The organism is Methylobacterium sp. J-118 (genome assembly GCF_057836565.1).
This window is the reverse complement of the sequence record NZ_JBYQFA010000008.1, coordinates 1-15,134: the sequence shown is the minus strand read 5'-3', so window position 1 is coordinate 15,134 and position 15,134 is coordinate 1. Positions and strand designations below refer to the sequence as shown.

The following is a 15,134-nucleotide window of genomic DNA, read 5'->3' as shown; positions in this document are numbered from 1 at the left end:
ATAAGCAGTTCCGCATCGAAGCAGCAAGCTATGTTGCTAGCGCCGTAGTTACGCACGGGAGTACAGCGATGACTTAGTATCGAAGCACGAAGCTGCCGACCTCAATGCCTACGAGAGCAGCCGTTTTGATCGCAGACGTAGCTGCCTGTCTCGGTCTGCATGACACAGGTGCGCGGAGGCGTTGGGATCTCAGTACGGCGATCGCGCTCAACCCACCGCTTCACGAAAGCCGCCGAACAGGACGGTAGGGGCGTGACCGCTCCAGCGGAACTCGACGCCATCACCACGGCCGCGCCCGCAACAAGACCCGTTAAGCGCATTGTCCCTCCTCCGTCGCACCTGCGCGATCACGCCACCGGCGGCTTGCCGTGCTTGGCGAGCACATCGTTGATAGCCTCGGTCATCACGTCCTGTAGCGTCACCTCGCGGTCGAGGGCGACCAGCTTGAGGGCTTTCCACGCCTCCGGCCTCGCGCGGACTAGGATCCCGCGGCGCCCGTCGGGCTGGCGCTTGCCGCGCGGTTGCTTGATCGCGGCAGTCTCGGCCTGGGCAGCGCTCTCCATCACAGCCAGCGGCGCCGCGGCTGCTGCCTCGGCGGCCTTCGGGGCCAAGCGGGCGCCGAGGTTGGCGAACGAAGGCTTCTTGCTCACTTCTTCGATCCCTTGATGCCGAGAGCGCGGCGGGTCTCCTGCCACAGCTCCGAAACCTCGCTAGCTGCGGCGCTGCCCGGCTCGAACTCGCCAACGGCCTGACCGCTGGCGAGGGCATGCGCGAACGCGGCCCGGGTCGTGATCTGGCCGGCCCAGGGCGTCGCACTCATGGCGAACAGTGCCTCGCGCGCCTCGGTCACTACGTGCGCGGCTTGAACGCCTCGGCGGGGCGGGGCCGAGTTGATGACCGGCAGCACCGGCTTGCCGATCGCGCGAGCCATCTCCAACGTGGCCGCCACCGCGGCGATATCGAAGACGGCCGGCCGGAACGGGATCACGGCGAGGTTGGCCACCCGCATGGCGGCGGCGATGTCGGCCGTGTTGTGCGGCGGGGTATCCACGAAGCACCAGCCGATCCCATCCTTGCGCGCCGCCTCAATGGTGCCGGGCAGGTCGCGGGCCTCACACTTCACCAGGACAGGCGTCTCAGCTTGCCGCAGTTCGTGCCAGAGTGCGAGGCTACCCTGGGGGTCGGTGTCGATTAGGAGGGCCGGCGCATCCGGTGCGTCGGCATAGACGGACAGGTGGGCGCACAGCGTGCTCTTGCCGCTGCCGCCCTTTCGGCTGGTGAAGGCGACGACTCGCAACGTCCGTGCTCCCCTATTTCGGCATCACTGTGCGGGCGCAGCGTGAAACACCCGTTAATCGCTGCCTCGCTGCCGATGCATTTGCGCAGCGCCGTGCGACCATTCGAACGCATCATCGTAGCGTGCTAGCACCGTAGCGACGTGGCTTGCTGCGACGATGCCGGTGTGGCATCGTCACGAACGCAATACAAGTCCTGTTATCTTGCGTTGGCATTTTTCGATCGTGGCTTGGAGGGGGAGGATTGCGGGCATGGAGATCATAGGTCCAACCCAGTCGCATCCCGGCGGGCCTTGGCATGTCAGTGTGTCCGGTCTCGAGCGGAAGTTCCCCACTCGCGAAGCCGCTCAGTTCTGGATCGACGCTTGCCGGCTGGCCGGCCGTCCCCTGCCCGGGTATGGCGAGCCGCTGCCATGAGCACAGCCCTCGTTCCGATCGCCAACCTTGTCGAGGCCCGGCCGCCAGCCCAGGCCGACGACGACATTCAGATGATCCGGCTGTGGCTCGCTCGATCGTCCAGCCGGAACACGCGCCGAAACTACGAGCGCGAGGCGCGGCGCTTCCTGGCCCATGTCGGCAAGCCGCTCGGCTCGGTGCGGATGGGCGAACTGCAGGACTTCATCGCGAGCCGCCCGGGGTCCTCGGCGACGGTAGCGCTGACGGCCGCGGCCCTGAAGTCGCTGTTCACGTTCGCCCAGGAGGTCGGGTTCCTGCGCTTCAACATCGGCGCGGCCGTGAAGGTGCCGCCGATCAAGAACACTCTGGCCGAACGGATCATGTCGGAGTCCGACGCGCTCCTGATGATCCGGCAAGAGCCGGGGCTGCGAAACCGGGTGCTGCTGACCGTACTTTACGGCGGCGGGCTACGCATCTCGGAAGCCTGTGGGCTGCGGTGGCGCGATCTCATGGCGCGCGACGAGGCCGGGCAAGCGACAGTGTTCGGCAAGGGCGGCAAGACGCGGGTCGTGCTCCTGTCCGCCTCGACGTGGAAGGTGCTAACGGCGCTCCGGCAGGAGCAAGTCGCAAACTTGGCAACTTGGTCGGCAGATGAGCCGGTGTTCCGCTCGCGGAAGGGTGGGGCGCTCGACCCGAGCGCGGTCCACCGGGCCGTGAAAGCTGCGGCGGCTCGCGCCGGTCTGCCGGTTGAAGTCTCGGCGCACTGGCTTCGGCATGCCCACGCCTCGCACAGCCTCGACCGCGGCGCGCCGATCCATCTGGTTCAGGCAACGCTCGGGCACGCCTCGGTGGCGACGACGGGACGGTACCTGCACGCTAGGCCGAGCGAGAGCTCGGCACGGTTCCTGGGTGTGTAAGTGTCAGGCTGTAACAGCAGCCCGAAACGGGCGCAGGAGACGGCCGCGAACGCGCGTCGGTGTCGGCATGGACTTCTCGGGGAACGCTTCTCTAAGGTTCAGCATCGTTTGCGGCCTTGGAATGACGAAATTCCGCAAGAACTTCCGTCACGATCGTCGGCACCGGCTGCTCGTTCTCCTCCAGCAGCAGAGAAGCTATCCAAAGCGTTTTCGCCTTTGCGACTGGGAGGTTTCCCTCCGTCAAACGCTCCATCAGTATGCGATCGGCAAGCGTCACCGCCATCGCGCTAACTTCGCCGAGTCGTTCCTGCGGCAGTGCAGCATTCATAGCTGATCCTCCACTCCGGTACTGCACAACATACCACCTGACGCTGGTGATTACAGTATACTCTGGCCAATTGCTCACATCTGTTCGCGGCAAATCAATGACCGTTGTACCTAGATGAAAAGCGAGTGGTTTCTGAACATCTGACGTGTCAAAAAGGGATTGGCGGATTAGGTCGAGGCAGCAGACCCCGGCGGCGGCTCGATGACGATGCGGCAAAGATATGCGCCATTACTAGGCCAGATCTCACAGCCACAGCATCGCGACCGCCAGGACCGCGACCTGGAACGCGAGCATCACGCTAATGAGGGCTCTAGCATCGCGGTCGTCGAGCGCCGGATCCTCGCGCTCTTTCGCGGTCATGTTGGAGGAGCTACACTGGCGCGACCGGAATAGGTGAACAGCATGCGCCCGGAGGCATCGGTGACCGTGGCGACACGGGGACGATCGGGCTTACTACCGTCCACCTCGTAAAACGCGATCTTGATAGCGTCCGCCTCGTCCGTCGCTTGGTAAACTCGGGGCGCGCTCCGCGGCACCCCAACCTTCCCGATGCGATCGATCCTGACTCTGTAGGCCATGTCGGACGCCTCCATATCGGAGGCCTGCGCTGGCGGCTCGGGAGGAGAAAATATCGCCAGCGCAGGCGGTGCCAAAGCCGTTGGTCCTCAGCGTTGACGCACCAACGTTGCACACGTTCAAGATCTCAAATCGGAAATTTGACGACTTTTTAAAACTTAAAACAAAAAGCCGTCTTATTCTGATGATCTAACTCTGCTGTGGCAAAAGAAGCGCAAGACGCTCTTGAACGCGTGCGGCAATCAGATGCCGCGACGGAGCGAGTGTCCGGATATGCCCTTAGGGATTGATGAGCGGGCTGTGTTTATCGCCGCCTGCCTTGCCGGTCCCATCGTTGACGCCGGAGTTGTAGGGGTTGACCTCGTGGTGCTGGTCGCGAGGCGGATCGGGATAGTCCGTGAGTGCGCGCCAGGGAGTGGCAGAGGTACCGAGGTGGACAGCGCTTGGAAGACGGAACAGCCAAAACGCAAGCACCATCCACGGGACGACGAAGAACACGAAAGCAGTCAGACCCATGGCAATCCTCCCAGAGGTGCCTACTGGATCTATGGAGAGCAGCGGGCAGGTCGTTCCTAATCTCGCTGATCTGTACCTGCGCCGTCAAATGATTGAAGCAGAAGCCGGATCGCCTGATCTTAGGCGTCTACAGCTTCCTCGGCCTTCCGCGGCCGCCCAGCTTTCTTTGGCTTGTCGGAGACGGTCTCAGCGGGCTCAGCAGCCTTCGCAGCTGCCTTCTTCCGCTGCTGGCCAAGGCCGAAGCTCTTGGCGAGTGCCGAGCGCTGCGCCGAGTAGCTGGCCGCCGTGGAGGGATAATCTCGCGGCAGGCCGAAGCGCTCTCGGTACTCCTCGAACGTCATTCCGCTCTTGCTGAGGTGCCGCTTCAGGGTCTTGTACGGCTTGCCGTCGATAAAGCTGATCAGCGCGTCCGGCGTGATCGACTTGCGGATCTGGGCAGGGGTGATCTTCTCAGTGGCAGGAGCAGCAAGTGCGCCGGCATTACCAAGCCCCGAGAGCGTAGCGTGCGTACTGGCGATCAGCTCTGCCATGTCGGCAGGCCGTACCGAGTTCTTGGACACGTAGGCCGATACGATGCCAGCCGTGAGTTCTAAATAATCGGTGGCAGCAGCCTCGATCGTCCCTGTGTTCTCGTTCACGGCGCACCTGCTTGAGTGAAGCAAGCCATCTGCGCCAGCGAACACAACAAATCAATGCACGTTTAGGACTTTTCGCTTCTACCTGCTGATTTTTAGCTTGCCATCGCTCGCATCTCGGGTGCGCCTTCGCGCAGCACGTAGCCGCGGCCCCAGACGGTCTCGATGTAGTTCTTGCCCTGGCTGGCGTTGGCGAGCTTCTTGCGCAGCTTGCAGATGAACACGTCGATGATCTTCAGCTCGGGCTCATCCATGCCGCCGTAGAGATGGTTGAGGAACATCTCCTTGGTGATGGTCGATCCCTTTCGGAGACCCAGAAGCTCCAGCATCTGGTACTCCTTCGACGTCAACGGGATGCGCTTGCCGTCGATCGAGGCCATCTTCTCGTCGAGGTCGAGCACGAGATCGTCGATCGTGATTTTGGACTGAGCATGACCCTTCGAGCGCCGCACAATAGCGTGGATGCGCGCGATCAGCTCGTCCTTGTGGAACGGCTTGGTCAGGTAGTCGTCGGCGCCAAACCCCAAACCTTTCACCTTGTCCTCGATGCTGGCCATGCCGGACAGGACGAGGACGGGGGTCTGAATTTTCGACACGCGGAGCGAGCGCAGCACCTCGTAGCCTGACATGTCGGGCAGGTTCAGATCGAGGAGGATGATGTCGTAATCGTAGAGCTTGCCGAGGTCGACACCTTCCTCACCGAGGTCGGTGGTGTAGGTGACGAAGCTTTCCGATTTGAGCATCAACTCAATGCTCTGTGCGACGGTAGCGTCATCTTCGATCAGCAGAACGCGCATGACACCACCTCGAACTGAGGTGCTTCATACTCTCTCAGCAATACTGAACCGTTAACAGGCGGCTTTGCCGTTCAGTGCCCGGTGACGAACCGGGCGGCCCACTCGTCAGGGGATAGCTCCGGGCCGGTGAGGCACAGCACGCCGTTGTTCACGGTCGCTTTCCCTTGGGCAGTCCAGCGTTGCCAGTTCGTGAGCGCGTCACCAGCACGCCCGAGGCAGCCTACGCGGCGGCCAGCGGCGCCCTAGACGGCGTTCCTGTCGTTGGGCCCGCCCTGACTGGCGCCAGCAACCGTCTGGCCGCTGGGATCCGCTCTCTGCGCAGTGGCGACCCTTATGCAACGGAACTGAAGCGCATCGAGGATTACGATGCAGCGGCTCGTGCCGCTCACCCGGTGGCGACCACGGCCGGTGAGGTAGGCGGGGCCATCGGCGGCACCGTCCCTGCGGTGATGGCTGCACCGGCCCTGTTCGGCGCCGGGACGGCGGCCCTGCCGATCCGGGCCGGCCTCTCGATGGCGACAGGCGGCGCGATCGGCGCGGCGGATACGGCGGCGCGGGGTGGTGATCTGGATCAGGCGGGAAAGGGGGCCTTGATAGGCGCCGGCCTTGGTGCAGCGGCTCCGATCTTCGGTGCGGCTGCGGGCAAAGTCGCTGGTGCCGTCGCCGAGCGCACGGCCGGCAGTCAGAACCGACTGCTGAACCGCGCGCTCACGGCGGACGGCCTCACGCCCGAGACCGCGCAGGCGGCCCTCACGGACCTCGGCGACGCCGGCATGCTGGCAGACCTCGGGCCGAACCTCCAACGGCAGGCGGGAGCGCTGGCCGCCATCCCGGGAGAGGGACAGCAAGTTGTGCGGAGTGCCATCGCGGATCGCATGGCTGGCGCGAGCGTCCGCACGACGGAAGCCGCGGACCGGGCGCTCGGCCAGCCAACCGACGCGCTCTCGACGATGGATCGGCTGATCCAGGAACGCGCTGATGCGGCGGCCCCCGCCTATCTGGAAGCCTACATCCGGCCGATGCCCGAGAACGGCCGGGTGAAGGCCGCGCTCAACACCCCGGCAGGTCAGGCGGCTTGGAAGAAGGCCGAGACACTGGCGGCCAACGAGGGGATCCCTCTCGACGTGACTAAGCCGACCGTGCGGGCGATCGACCTCACGAAGCGGGCGTTGGAGGATATGATGAGCAGCGCCCAGCGCGGCGGCAACAACAACGAGGCCCGCGTGATCGGCGGGGTGCGCAACCTGCTGGTATCGGGCGTGGACTCGGTGGTCCCGCAATACGCAGCCGCCCGGCAGGCGTTCGCCAGCCACACCGCGCTACAGGAGGCGTTTGAGGCCGGGCAGACCCTGTTCGACAAGGCGACCACGCCCGGTCACGTCGCCCGCACGCTGAACGGCATGACGGACGGCGAGCGCGCCTTGCATCAGGAAGGCGTTCGGGCAGCCCTGGCTGACTTGATGGGAACCGCAAGAAACGACGCGCTCAAGGCTCGGCAGGTGTTCGACCAGGGCTATAACCGCGAGAAGCTGGGCCAAGTCATTGGCCGCGAGCAGGCGGAAGCGCTGATCGGGGACCTGAACAACGAGGCGACATTCGCCCGCACGCGAGACGTGGTGACCGGCAACAGCGAGACCGCCGCGCGTGCTGCCGCCATGCAGGAGATTGAAGGCGGCGGCGGTACAGGTGGAGAGAAGGCCGGCATCATCAAGAACCTGCTCGACCTGAAATTCGGGACGGCCGCGGCCGGCGTAGGCAAGAAGGTGACGCAAGGTGTTGGCGATGCGCTGCGAGAGCGTAGGAACGCCGATCTCGCGCAGATCCTGATGGAAAGCGGCCCGGATCGAGACGGCGCCCGTCGAGCCTTTGCAGCTATCAGCCGATCAGTGCGGGCGAAGGACATCACGTCCGACGCGGCATCCAAGCTGATGCAGGCCGTGGTCCGCGGCGGTGGAATGACAGCCTCAAGGAGCCTCGCGGGCCTGCCGGCTCGCTAGAAATGTCGCCCCAATGCCGATCAGCAACCCAACGCCGACGCCCCATCCGAACTGATCATTGAAGCCGGTTAGCAGGTAGTGCAGCCCGCCCATGAGGACGCCGAACACGACGATGGCGACGGAGGCGAACAGGGCTTGGTTGGGTTCGGACATGGCGAAGCTCGACGGCGCTCGCTCAAGATGGGCTTGCGGCCCTGGTCTGTCGATAGGGCCTAGGATCGCCAGATTTGGCTCAGGACGGCCACAGGCCAATCCAAGCTAGATGGCGCGCAAGGGGCTAACGAGGCCGCGGCCCTATATGTGCAGCACGACAGCAGGTAGAACCAATCTGCCACGGCCTCGACACGGTACGGACTGATGCTGGACCCGACGATCCTCTTGGCCCTACAGCCGGCACTCCCACCGGCTCGGCCCGAGATCACGATTGAAGAAAGGGCCGATGACGCGACCCTCGATGGGCTGCGCCGTGATCGTGCGCGTCGCATCGTGGAGCAGCGTGTCGCCGCTTATGAGCGGCAGGTGTCTGCTTACATTGCCGATCTTGCCGCGCGACGGGTTCAGGCTGAGGCCGCCTCTCCGGCGCGCGCCATGACTGAGGAGGAAGCCGCTCGGTTCCTTCAGATCGCTGAGGACATTGAGTTTGAGGCTGGCAACCGCGCACGGGCACTTGTGCGGTTTCAGAAGAAGGTGACGCGGGACGTCAGGCACTCCTTCGCCATTGATCCGGGGCTTGGGGCAGCGATCCGCTCAGTAGGTGTCGGTCTGTCCAAGATGGATGAGCAGGCCATCGAGGCGATGCTTGAGCATGCCTTATTCGTCCGCGCGTTCCGTGCCGAGCGGACCCCGAATGCATCGACAGGGCCGACATTCGATAACGCCGATGACCTCGACGCTTACCTTCGTGCAGAACTTGCGTGACCATCCGTGTCACGGCGTCCGATGAGTTCGTGAAGGCGCTCAAACGCATGTCGCCAGACCGCAGTGCGGCGGCGCGTGAGTCGCTGGTCAAGTTTCAACGAGAACCGTCGCTGCCGCGGCTCGACTTCCGGCCGCTCAAGTCGAAGCCCGGATATTATATCATCGACGCAAGGCGCGGGGACCGCATCATCCTACGCAAAGATGCGGAAGACCTGTATGCGGCAGTCGATTTTGGGCCGCACGATAACGTTTATCGACGCTGGAACCGGCGCAGATAGGCGACTGCGCCGGCGAGGCCGCACCAGGGCCCGCCGTCTCAAGACGACCCCGGTGCTGCTCTTCCGGCGCGCGGCCGGAGCCGATCGCTGGAGGGATGATGGCGTGGAGTAGTTAACGAGTCCTGTACGACAACGGCTCTAACCCGCTGGCGCTCAGAGAGCAGATCATGCCGCTCTCCCGCGTCTCTTCAGTGCGTCCTAAGCCATCGCACCCGGCCTACCCAGCCCAATTGCCTTAGCTAACGCGGAGCGCTGCTTGGCGTAGCTTGAGGCGACCATTGGGTAATCGGCCGCCAGGCCGTAGCGGTCCCGGTAGGCCCGCGGGTCCAGCCCATGGCTGGTCAAGTGGCGCTTGAGTGTCTTGTAGGACTTACCGTCGATGAAGCTGACGATGCCGTTGGGACGGATCGACTGGCGGATCTGGGCTGCACTCGGCTTCTCGATATCGGTCTTGAACGATGACACAGGACCGCCCGACCGTAGAGTATTCAAGGCCGCGTATACCCCCTCAATCAACTTGGGAAGCTCGGCAGTGGGGACCGAGTTATTGATGACGTAAGCGGAGACAATCCCTCCGGTAAGCTCGGCCATATTCGAGCCAATGCTGTGAATATGTTCAGTCATTAGGTTAATCTTTCTGAAGTTTGAAATCGCACTTCATACCAAATGAGTTTTAATAGAAATTTGTACATTCAAATGCGGCTTTCTACCACATATGTGGCGAGAATGCCGCACCTGGCGTTGTAAATACTTTCTTGCAGATCGGACCATGATCGAATGTTGCATCGCGCGTCGTCCCGATTGAATTGCACAGGGCAAGGCACAAGCCCCTATCGTTAAGAGCAGGATCGCCAGCGCTCCAGGTGCCCGTGTCAGCCGCTGATCGAGAACGGCGTTCCCTCGACCCTCGGCGATGGTGTGGAAGACCCGTCGTTAGCCCGCTTGCAGGCGTTCCGCACCATACAGGGCAACGATCCCTTAAACGTTGGCATGCCAACGATCGGCGAAAGGAGAATACCGGCGAGGTACGCCATGTCTCCGCTTTCCTGTCTAGCTCGTCCGCTCCGCTCCGCCCGGACGTGGATCGTCTTGGGCGTTTTTGCACCTGTCGGGATGCTCGCTGCCTCCAGTCTGATGCTGCTCGACCTGCGCCAGGACGCGTGGGAGAAGGCCGAGCAGACCTCGAAGAACCTCGTGCAGGTCCTGGAGCGTGACATCGCTCGCAACATCGAGATGTACGACCTCTCGCTGCGCGGCGTCGTCGACAATCTCAAAGCGCCCGGCCTCGATCAGGTCAGTCCTGAACTACGCCAACTCGTTCTCTTCGATCGGGCTGCGACTGCCCGCGACATGGGCGTCATGGTCGTCACCGATGAGAACGGCGACAGCATCATCGACGCCAGCTCCGTCCCACCACGCAAGGTCAACTACGCGGATCGCGCCTACTTCCAGGCACAGAAATCACGGCCCGACCTCGGCTTGGTCATCAGCCAGCCGCTGTTCTCGCGCCTGCTCGGCAGCCGCATGATCGTGCTGAGCCGCCGCATCAACAGGCCCGATGGTTCATTCGGCGGTGTGGTGCTGGGGACCCTCAACCTGTCCTACTTCACGCGTCTCTTCAACCAAGTAGGTCTCGGCCCAGACAGCGCGATCAACCTGTACCTGCGTGATGGCACGCGCATCATGCGCTACCCCTATGCCGAGGCCGACATCGGTGTGAACATCGCCAGCGCCGCGACCTTCAGGGGCTTCCTGCGTGAGCGCAACGGCAGCTTCGTCGAGACGTCGGTCCGTGACGGCATCGAGCGCCATTACACTTTCACCCAGGTGGGCGATCTACCGCTTATCCTCAACGTGGCCCTCTCGGCACGGGAGATTGGCGCCGAATGGCGCTCGAATGCCCTCGTCATCGGTAGCATCGTCGTGGTGCTGTGCGGCGTGACGATCGCTCTGTCGCTGCTGTTTTGGCGCGAACTGCGCCGACGCGAAGCTATGCAGGCTGAACTCGAAAGGCTGTCGCTGACCGATGCTCTCACCGGTCTGCCGAACCGTCGAGCCTTTGAGGATACCGGGTCACGTGCCTGGGAGGCTGCGCGGCTCAGCCGCAAGCCGCTGTCTTTGCTCATCGTCGACGCTGACCACTTCAAGCGCTTCAACGACCGCTATGGCCATCAGGTCGGGGATGAGGTGCTTCGAGGGTTGGCACTTTGCCTATCTGCGAGTGTCCATCGCCCGCACGACCTCGTCAGCCGGATCGGCGGCGAGGAATTCGCTATCCTCATGCCGGATACGGATCAGTCGGGCGCGCTCCGCATCGCCGAGAAGGTTCACGCCGAGGTGTCCACCCTAGCAATCGGATCTGCCGGCATCGGAGCGGGTGCCCTCACGGTGAGCATCGGTGTCGCGGCCGTCATGCCAAACGGTGGGCAGACCACGGGGCTGACGGACCTCTACCGCCTTGCGGATGGCGCGCTCTATGAAGCCAAATCGGGAGGTCGCAACCAGACCCGCTGTGCGAAGCAGCAGGATACCCCGACCATTCAGCACAAGCTGCAGCTTGTAGGGGGCCCGTAGCCGGGCAAACCGTTGGGACGCTCTTGCTCATGCGGCGACGGCGTCACAGCGGAAGCGTTGCGAGGGATCCGCAAGTGCCTGTTCCAGTTCCTGCCGAAATCCCTCGGCTCCGTCCCGCCAGCTAGCCGGATCGGCTTCGTACAGCGCCATGACCTCGTGGAAGCGCTTGTGCGCGCGCCCGAAGTTAGTGTCGTGCAAGCCGTGTTTGTCGAAGAACACGCCGATGCCACATGCATGCGGGTCTTTGGACGCCTCTTCCCACGCGACTGGAAGAGGCTGGCCCATCAGCGTGCGGCACGCTTCCACCACCCGCAGGTGACCGGCATAGGCACCCAGCAGCGATTTCGGCGTCTGCTCCACTGCCCTAGTCGCCCTGGGACGACCCGCCACCCATGAGGCTATGGCTTCCCTCGGCATCGGCCGCGCGATCCCGTACCCCTGACCAAGATCGACCCCAAGTACGCGCAGGGCATCACGGATCTCGACCGTCTCCACGCCCTCGACGACGAGCCGCTTGCCGATGCTGTGAGCTAGGTTCTGAAGGCTGAGCACGAAGTGCAGGTCTCGGGGCTTCTGTCGGAGCCCGCGCGCAAACGACTGGTCGAGCTTCATGATGTCGACAGGCAGCGGGACGCTATGAGCCCGTGATCGCAGTCGGAGATCCCCTGACCGGTGCTCTACGAGCACTCGCAGTGTTCGAAGAGTCGTAGGAGGAACTTAAGGCGCTATTCCACGCCCTCGGCTATCTCGCGTCGCAATTCCGGTATGCGCGCCCAGGGCTCGGTCGTCCGGGCCATCGATCCCAGACGCAACTCGACCACCGCTTCGGGCACGGCCAAAACCGCCGCCCAGGCTGACGCGAACGCCGCCACGCATGCGGGGTCGAAATGCCGGCCGCTGTCAGCCTGGATGCAGCGCAGCGCCTCCTCGAACGCCATCGCCACCTTGTACGGCCGCACCGTGGTCAGGGCGTCGAACACGTCCGCAACCGCGACGATCCGCGCTGAAAGAGGGATGGCCTCGCCACTCAGGCCGTGCGGGTAGCCGCTGCCATCCCATTTCTCGTGATGCGCCTCCGCGATCTCGGCGGCGAGGCTGATCAGCTCCGAGCCGCTATTCCCCAAGATCCGTCTGCCGATCGTCGGGTGCGTGCGGATGACGGCGAACTCGGCCTCATCGAGGCGCCCCTTCTTCAGCAGGATCCCGTCCGGCACGGCCACCTTGCCGATGTCGTGCAGCGGTGCCGCGAGGTACAGGCGCCGGCAGAACTCCTCGGGCAGACCCATCGCCTCTGCGATGATCTGGCTGTAGCGGGCAACGCGCCAGGTGTGGTCGCCGGTGTCGTTGTCCCGGTACTCGACGGCCAGGGCGAGCCGGAAGATGACCTCCGCCTCTCGCTCACGTAGCCGGCGCGTCGCCCGCTCGATCTCACCAGCCATGCGCGACGCCTGCTCGTCCAAGTGACGCACGGCACTGGCGAGGCGCACGAGGTTGCGCAGCCGCACGCTCAGCTCGACGCCCTTGGCCCGTTTGTCGAGGAAGTCGGTGGCCCCCGCCTCCAGTGCGCTGAGCCTGACGGTATCGCACACGTCGCTGGTGATCATGGCGATCGGCGCCTGGGCGTAGTGCGCTATCGCCCGGATCTCGCGGATAAAGGCGATGCCGTCCATCTCGGGCATGTGCTGGTCGACAAACACGAGGTCGAATGCGCAGGTCCGGGCCTCGACCAGTGCGGCGAGCGGATCAGTGCAGGCAGTCACGACGACGTCGTGCTCGGCCTCCAGCAGACGCCGGAGGTGCAGCAACGTGGCCTTGCTGTCATCGACGAGGAGGACGTCCATCGATCTGTCTTCCACTGAATAGGTAAGCTCAGAGGTTGGTGAGGTGAATGGCTTGGGTTCAGGTGGCGGACGGGTAGGCCTGCGCGATCAAGCCGAGCCGCGAGAAGGTTTCGGCCAACTGATAGAGGCTGGCGCGAAAGGCCTCGACCTCCGGTGTCGCATCGAGCTTGAAGGCCATCCTGTCGGTCTCCTGCTCCAGGTCCCGGCTCAGCTGCTGTAGGGACAGCCCGAGCGCCCGGATCTGGGGCCAGCGCGGACCGAGATCCGCGTTGGCTGTGATGGCCTGTTCCAGAACCGCGGCGAGGCGCTCCGCACCTTCGTGGGTGAACCGGTGTGGGAGCAGGTGCACCTCGGCCATGACCGCCTTACGCTGCCCGAACGGTGGCGAGGAAGCGGCCGACCTCGGCCGCGAGGTGCTCGGACTGGCGCGACAGCTCCGAGGCCGCACCCAGTACCTGGCTGGCTGCTGCGCCCGTGTCCTCGGCCGCACTCGCGACACCCGCGATGTTGTGTGTCACCTCGCCGGTGCCCATCGCGGCCTGGCTGACGTTGCGCACGATCTCCTGGGTGGCAGCGCCCTGCTCCTCAACGCCAGCTGCGATCGAGGTCGCCACACCGCTGATCTCGCGGATCCGCCCGGTGATACCGGCGATCGCCGTGACCGCCTGACCGGTCGAGGCCTGGACCTGAGCGATCTGTCCGGAGATCTCATGTGTGGCCTTCGCGGTCTGCTCGGCCAGGGCCTTCACCTCGGAGGCGACCACGGCGAAGCCCTTGCCTGCTGCACCGGCGCGCGCCGCCTCGATCGTGGCGTTGAGCGCCAGCAGGTTGGTCTGCCCGGCGATGTTCGAGATCAGCCCGACCACGTCGCCGATACGCGCGACCGCGGCGCTCAGTTCCTGCACCAGAACACCGGCCTGGTCGGCTTCGCTCACCGCGAGGTGCGCGAGGCTCGCCGATCCATCCACCTGGCGTCCGATCTCCTGAACCGACGATCCGAGCTGCTCGGCGGCAGCCGCGACGGTGTTGACGTTGGCGGCGGCCTCTTCGGCCGCGGCGGCCACCGCGCCGGACTGGGCGGAAGTCTCACCCGCCATCGCCGACATCGAGCCGGCCGTGGCCTGCAGCTCGGTCGCAGAGGACGACACCATGCCGATGATGCCGCCGACCGCGGCCTCGAAGCCGTCGGCCATCTGGCGCATCCCGGCCTTGCGCTGCTCCTCGGCGGCCAGTCGCGCCTGCGCGGTCTCAGCCTCTAGCTGGCGGGTGCGGATCAGATTGTCCTTGAACACCTGCACGGCGGCGGCCATCGCACCGATCTCATCCCGGCGCGCACGGTACGGCACCTCGGTTTCTGCATTGCCGCCGGCGAGCACATCCATCGCCTGGGTCATGGTCTGGATCGGACGCGAGACGCGCAGCAGGCCAAAGGCGGCGGCGGCGCAAGCGGCGGCGAGCGCTAGTGCCACGGCGACGTAGGCGGCCAGTGAGGCGGCATCGGCTTCGGACATGGCTGCATCGGCATCCCGGCGAGCCCCCTGCTCGTTCAGGGTGACGTTGCGCGAGAGATTGGCGCGGGCCTCGTCGTAGAGGTTTGCGGTCTCGGGTGCGCTCATCAGCTTGAGAGCAGCCGGCTGCTGACCGGCCTCCATCAGGCGCCGCATCTCGGCATCTGCCTGCTCGAAGCGTCCCCAGGCAGAAGCGAAGGCATCATAGAGCACGCGCTCCTCCTTTGAGGAGATCAGTGGCTCGTAGGTCCTTCGCGCCTGAGCAAGCTTCTCGTGGGTTGTGACGAGCTTGGCCTCGTTCTCGGCCAGATGAGCTGGCGTATCGGACAATATGAGCAGACGCAGCTGCTTGATCCGGACCTCGGAGGCTAGCTCTCGCATTTGACCGACAGCGACGACGGACGGCAGCCAGTTCGCCGCGACCTCGGTGACGGAGTGTCGGATCCCTGCGAGCTTGAAGATCGAGAGTGCGCCCTGGCCGGCGGCGATGAGGGCGAGCAGGCCGAAGGCGGCCGAGAGTGCCGCCTTGAGGGAGAGGTGCAGGCGCATAATCAGATC

General features: G+C 64.3%; 17 protein-coding genes. 5 read left to right on the top strand and 12 right to left on the bottom strand.

What is annotated here, in order from left to right; translation table 11 throughout:
* Positions 1-347: 347 nt before the first annotated feature.
* Positions 348-650: a ribbon-helix-helix domain-containing protein gene (locus AC3IF3_RS30530; RefSeq protein ID WP_489231740.1), complete on the bottom strand. Its 303-nt coding sequence runs from the start codon at positions 648-650 to the stop codon at positions 348-350.
* Positions 647-1,297, bottom strand: coding sequence for a nucleotide-binding protein (locus tag AC3IF3_RS30525; protein WP_489231738.1), 651 nt, complete (start codon positions 1,295-1,297; stop codon positions 647-649). The genes AC3IF3_RS30530 and AC3IF3_RS30525 overlap by 4 nt, the downstream gene beginning before the upstream one ends.
* 411 nt (positions 1,298-1,708) lie before the next feature.
* Between AC3IF3_RS30525 and AC3IF3_RS30520 the strand changes: the two genes are divergently transcribed.
* Positions 1,709-2,608, top strand: a complete 900-nt coding sequence (locus AC3IF3_RS30520; RefSeq protein ID WP_489231736.1) for a tyrosine-type recombinase/integrase — start codon at positions 1,709-1,711, stop codon at positions 2,606-2,608.
* Between the two features lie 91 nt (positions 2,609-2,699).
* On the opposite strand, the gene AC3IF3_RS30515 is transcribed toward AC3IF3_RS30520, so the two are convergent.
* The 4 genes from AC3IF3_RS30515 to ctrA all read right to left on the bottom strand — a co-directional run bounded on the left by AC3IF3_RS30515 (position 2,700) and on the right by ctrA (position 5,460).
* Entirely contained in the window at positions 2,700-2,936 is a 237-nt protein-coding gene (locus tag AC3IF3_RS30515) for a hypothetical protein (RefSeq protein WP_489220693.1), read from the bottom strand.
* An 855-nt stretch (positions 2,937-3,791) separates the two neighbouring features.
* Entirely contained in the window at positions 3,792-4,028 is a 237-nt protein-coding gene (locus AC3IF3_RS30510; protein WP_489231735.1) for a hypothetical protein, read from the bottom strand.
* Between the two features lie 119 nt (positions 4,029-4,147).
* Complete coding sequence (locus AC3IF3_RS30505; protein ID WP_489231733.1) at positions 4,148-4,666, bottom strand: Ros/MucR family transcriptional regulator; 519 nt, start codon at positions 4,664-4,666, stop codon at positions 4,148-4,150.
* A gap of 92 nt (positions 4,667-4,758) precedes the next feature.
* A complete protein-coding gene (gene ctrA, locus AC3IF3_RS30500) occupies positions 4,759-5,460 on the bottom strand; it encodes a response regulator transcription factor CtrA (RefSeq protein ID WP_489220745.1) in 702 nt (233 codons plus the stop codon).
* A gap of 179 nt (positions 5,461-5,639) precedes the next feature.
* Between ctrA and AC3IF3_RS30495 the strand changes: the two genes are divergently transcribed.
* Positions 5,640-7,457: a hypothetical protein gene (locus tag AC3IF3_RS30495; RefSeq protein ID WP_489231731.1), complete on the top strand. Its 1,818-nt coding sequence runs from the start codon at positions 5,640-5,642 to the stop codon at positions 7,455-7,457.
* Here AC3IF3_RS30495 and AC3IF3_RS30490 read toward each other — a convergent pair.
* Positions 7,425-7,610 carry a hypothetical protein gene (locus AC3IF3_RS30490; RefSeq protein WP_489231730.1) on the bottom strand — a complete coding sequence of 62 codons (186 nt, stop codon included), beginning with the start codon at positions 7,608-7,610 and terminating at the stop codon, positions 7,425-7,427. The genes AC3IF3_RS30495 and AC3IF3_RS30490 overlap by 33 nt on opposite strands.
* A gap of 204 nt (positions 7,611-7,814) precedes the next feature.
* Between AC3IF3_RS30490 and AC3IF3_RS30485 the strand changes: the two genes are divergently transcribed.
* Positions 7,815-8,375 (top strand): hypothetical protein, encoded by a 561-nt coding sequence (locus tag AC3IF3_RS30485; RefSeq protein WP_489231729.1) that lies wholly within the window; start codon positions 7,815-7,817, stop codon positions 8,373-8,375.
* Positions 8,372-8,653 carry a hypothetical protein gene (locus AC3IF3_RS30480; RefSeq protein WP_489231728.1) on the top strand — a complete coding sequence of 94 codons (282 nt, stop codon included), beginning with the start codon at positions 8,372-8,374 and terminating at the stop codon, positions 8,651-8,653. Before AC3IF3_RS30485 ends, AC3IF3_RS30480 begins: the two co-directional genes overlap by 4 nt.
* Before the next feature lie 198 nt (positions 8,654-8,851).
* Here the strand turns inward: AC3IF3_RS30480 and AC3IF3_RS30475 are convergent, their stop codons facing one another.
* Positions 8,852-9,277 (bottom strand): Ros/MucR family transcriptional regulator, encoded by a 426-nt coding sequence (locus tag AC3IF3_RS30475; RefSeq protein ID WP_489231726.1) that lies wholly within the window; start codon positions 9,275-9,277, stop codon positions 8,852-8,854.
* Positions 9,278-9,685: 408 nt separating this feature from the next.
* On the opposite strand from AC3IF3_RS30475, the gene AC3IF3_RS30470 reads away from it, so the two are divergent.
* Positions 9,686-11,227 carry a sensor domain-containing diguanylate cyclase gene (locus AC3IF3_RS30470; RefSeq protein WP_489231725.1) on the top strand — a complete coding sequence of 514 codons (1,542 nt, stop codon included), beginning with the start codon at positions 9,686-9,688 and terminating at the stop codon, positions 11,225-11,227.
* A gap of 27 nt (positions 11,228-11,254) precedes the next feature.
* Here AC3IF3_RS30470 and AC3IF3_RS30465 read toward each other — a convergent pair whose 3' ends face one another.
* From AC3IF3_RS30465 to AC3IF3_RS30450, 4 genes are read right to left on the bottom strand one after another with little or no spacing between them, the layout of a single operon-like run.
* Positions 11,255-11,914 (bottom strand): EAL domain-containing protein, encoded by a 660-nt coding sequence (locus tag AC3IF3_RS30465; protein ID WP_489231723.1) that lies wholly within the window; start codon positions 11,912-11,914, stop codon positions 11,255-11,257.
* Between the two features lie 38 nt (positions 11,915-11,952).
* Entirely contained in the window at positions 11,953-13,068 is a 1,116-nt protein-coding gene (locus AC3IF3_RS30460) for an HD domain-containing phosphohydrolase (RefSeq protein WP_489231722.1), read from the bottom strand.
* A gap of 58 nt (positions 13,069-13,126) precedes the next feature.
* Complete coding sequence (locus tag AC3IF3_RS30455) at positions 13,127-13,426, bottom strand: hypothetical protein (protein WP_489231721.1); 300 nt, start codon at positions 13,424-13,426, stop codon at positions 13,127-13,129.
* 7 nt (positions 13,427-13,433) lie between these two features.
* Positions 13,434-15,125 carry a methyl-accepting chemotaxis protein gene (locus tag AC3IF3_RS30450; protein ID WP_489231719.1) on the bottom strand — a complete coding sequence of 564 codons (1,692 nt, stop codon included), beginning with the start codon at positions 15,123-15,125 and terminating at the stop codon, positions 13,434-13,436.
* Positions 15,126-15,134: the final 9 nt, after the last annotated feature.

Coding starts and splice junctions, on each gene's coding strand:
- AC3IF3_RS30450 (WP_489231719.1), bottom strand. CDS start 15,125: ATGCGCCTGCACCTCTCCCTCAAGGCGGCACTCTCGGCCGCCTTCGGC.
- AC3IF3_RS30470 (WP_489231725.1), top strand. CDS start 9,686: ATGTCTCCGCTTTCCTGTCTAGCTCGTCCGCTCCGCTCCGCCCGGACG.
- AC3IF3_RS30485 (WP_489231729.1), top strand. CDS start 7,815: ATGCTGGACCCGACGATCCTCTTGGCCCTACAGCCGGCACTCCCACCG.
- AC3IF3_RS30515 (WP_489220693.1), bottom strand. CDS start 2,936: ATGAATGCTGCACTGCCGCAGGAACGACTCGGCGAAGTTAGCGCGATG.
- AC3IF3_RS30490 (WP_489231730.1), bottom strand. CDS start 7,610: ATGTCCGAACCCAACCAAGCCCTGTTCGCCTCCGTCGCCATCGTCGTG.
- AC3IF3_RS30520 (WP_489231736.1), top strand. CDS start 1,709: ATGAGCACAGCCCTCGTTCCGATCGCCAACCTTGTCGAGGCCCGGCCG.
- AC3IF3_RS30460 (WP_489231722.1), bottom strand. CDS start 13,068: ATGGACGTCCTCCTCGTCGATGACAGCAAGGCCACGTTGCTGCACCTC.
- AC3IF3_RS30475 (WP_489231726.1), bottom strand. CDS start 9,277: ATGACTGAACATATTCACAGCATTGGCTCGAATATGGCCGAGCTTACC.
- AC3IF3_RS30455 (WP_489231721.1), bottom strand. CDS start 13,426: ATGGCCGAGGTGCACCTGCTCCCACACCGGTTCACCCACGAAGGTGCG.
- ctrA (WP_489220745.1), bottom strand. CDS start 5,460: ATGCGCGTTCTGCTGATCGAAGATGACGCTACCGTCGCACAGAGCATT.
- AC3IF3_RS30510 (WP_489231735.1), bottom strand. CDS start 4,028: ATGGGTCTGACTGCTTTCGTGTTCTTCGTCGTCCCGTGGATGGTGCTT.